This window comes from Embleya sp. NPDC005575 (genome assembly GCF_040605455.1).
Taxonomy (GTDB): Bacteria; Actinomycetota; Actinomycetes; order Streptomycetales; family Streptomycetaceae; genus Embleya.
In genome coordinates this window covers 1-2,073 of record NZ_JBEXCV010000057.1, presented here as the reverse complement: position 1 = coordinate 2,073, position 2,073 = coordinate 1, and the positions used below count along the sequence as shown (strand labels likewise).

At 71.0% G+C, this 2,073-nt stretch carries 2 protein-coding genes; both read left to right on the top strand.

Annotation, left to right across the window (positions count from 1 at the left end):
- Positions 1–880 (top strand): WD40 repeat domain-containing protein (locus ABZS54_RS20370; protein ID WP_355537595.1); only part of this gene is annotated, 880 nt, incomplete at its 5' end.
- Between the two features lie 44 nt (positions 881–924).
- Positions 925–1,773 (top strand): hypothetical protein, encoded by an 849-nt coding sequence (locus tag ABZS54_RS20365; protein WP_355537592.1) that lies wholly within the window; start codon positions 925–927, stop codon positions 1,771–1,773.
- Positions 1,774–2,073 lie beyond the last annotated feature (300 nt).

Sequence of the window (2,073 nt, the reverse complement as noted above, 5' to 3'; positions counted from 1 at the left end):
GCTGGACGGGCGACCCATCGCCGTCACCGGAGCCGACGACCACACCGTGCGCGTCTGGGACCTGACCGCGGGCGTCCGGCTGGGCGACCCGCTCACCGGACACACCGACTGGGTGCGGGCGGTGGCGTGCGCGACGCTGGACGGGCGACCCATCGCCGTCACTGGGGCCAGCGACCACACCGTGCGCATCTGGGACCTGACCGCGGGCGTCCAGCTGGGCGACCCGCTCACCGGACACACCGGCTGGGTGAACGCGGTGGCGTGCGCGACGCTGGACGGCCGACCCATCGCCGTCACCGGAGCCGACGACCACACCGTGCGCGTCTGGGACCTGACCGCAGGCGTCCAACTGGGCGACCCGCTCACCGGACACACCGACTGGGTGCTGGCGGTGGCGTGCGCGACGCTGGACGGACGACCCATCGCCGTCACCGGGACCAGCGACCACAGCGTGCGCGTCTGGGACCTGACCACCAGGCGACAACTCGGCGACCCGCTCACCGGACACACCGGCAGGGTGAACGCGGCGGCGTGCGCAACGCTGGACGGCCGACCCATCGCCGTCACCGGAGCCGACGACCACACCGTGCGCGTCTGGGACCTGACCGCAGGCGTCCAACTGGGCGACCCGCTCACCGGACACACCGACTGGGTGAACGCGGTGGCGTGCGCGACGCTGGACGGCCGACCCATCGCCGTCACCGGGACCAGCGACAACAGCGTGCGCGTCTGGGACCTGACCACGAGAACGTGTGTCGACCGGATTCCCCTGCCCGCAGCGTGTGCAGCGCTCGGCCTGGGACCAGGGGGACGATTGTTCGCCGGCTTCGACAGAGACGTTGCGCTGCTGATTCGGAAGTCGAGTCGATCGATCGCCTGACCGGCGAGCAGGGCAGACATCGTCGTCATCAATCGGGAGGTGCCGTGACGCAGGCAATCGTGGGTGTCCACGGAATCTGGAACTTTCGCCGCGGCGAGACACCGGGCCAGGCAGCCGAAAACCTGGCTCGGGTCTGGCACACCGGCATCGCCACCGCCCTGCGCCGAGCCGGCGTGAGCGGACCCCCACCGGGCTTGTCCGTCGCGTACTACGCCGACCTGCTCCGCAAGCCCGGCCGACAAGGCACCGGCGGCGATCTCGACGACCTCGATCCGTTCGAGGCCGAGTTCGCGCGTCGGTGGATGGGCGAACTCGACCTGCCTGCGGGCGTCGCCGCCGGCCAGGCGACCGTCGAGGTGCGCCAGGCCGTGGAGACCCTCGCCCGGATGCGCTTTCTGGGCCCACCCGCCACGAAGTGGTTCGTCGCCGGACTCTGTCGGGAAGTCCCCGCCTACCTGAAAGACCCCGACAGCCCCGCTCGCGCCGCCGCCCGAGCCCGGGTCACCGACACCCTCGAAAGCACCTGCGCCCGGGTGGTGATCGCGCACTCCCTAGGCTCCGTCGTGGCCTACGAAGCCCTCTGGGCACGACCCGACTTGAGCGTCGACCTCCTGGTCACCCTCGGTTCTCCCCTCGCCCTGCCGCACGCCGTCCTGCCCCGCCTGCGACCCGCACCCGTCGACGGCCGCGGCGCACGCCCACCCGGCGTCGCCCGCTGGGTCAACCTGGCCGACCCCGGCGACATCGTCGCCGTCCCCAAGAACGGCATCGGCCGCACCTTCGACGGCGTGGACACCGACGACCACACCATCATCCACGCCTTCGACTTCCACCTCGCCAAGAACTACCTCGCCCACCAACGCCTCGGCGAAATCCTCCGCACCACGCTCTGACGCCATCCACCCCACGGACGGCGACGGGCGTGGGCTCAGGCGATGTCGGCGACCTCGCCGATCACTCGTCCGCACTCGTTATGCGGAAGGTCAGCCTCGGCGGCCCAAGCGGAATCGGACGGCCTTGCCGAAGTCGCTGGGCAGGGCAAGCCAACCGGGCGCTGCCGAGCTGAGGATGTGCAGGCCGCGCCCGGATTCGGCAGCCGGGACTATCAAGGACTCGGTGTACACCCTGAGCAAAGGGAGTATCCGATGACCGACGTGGCGATTACGACGACCGGGTCGAGTCCGGTGGAGGCC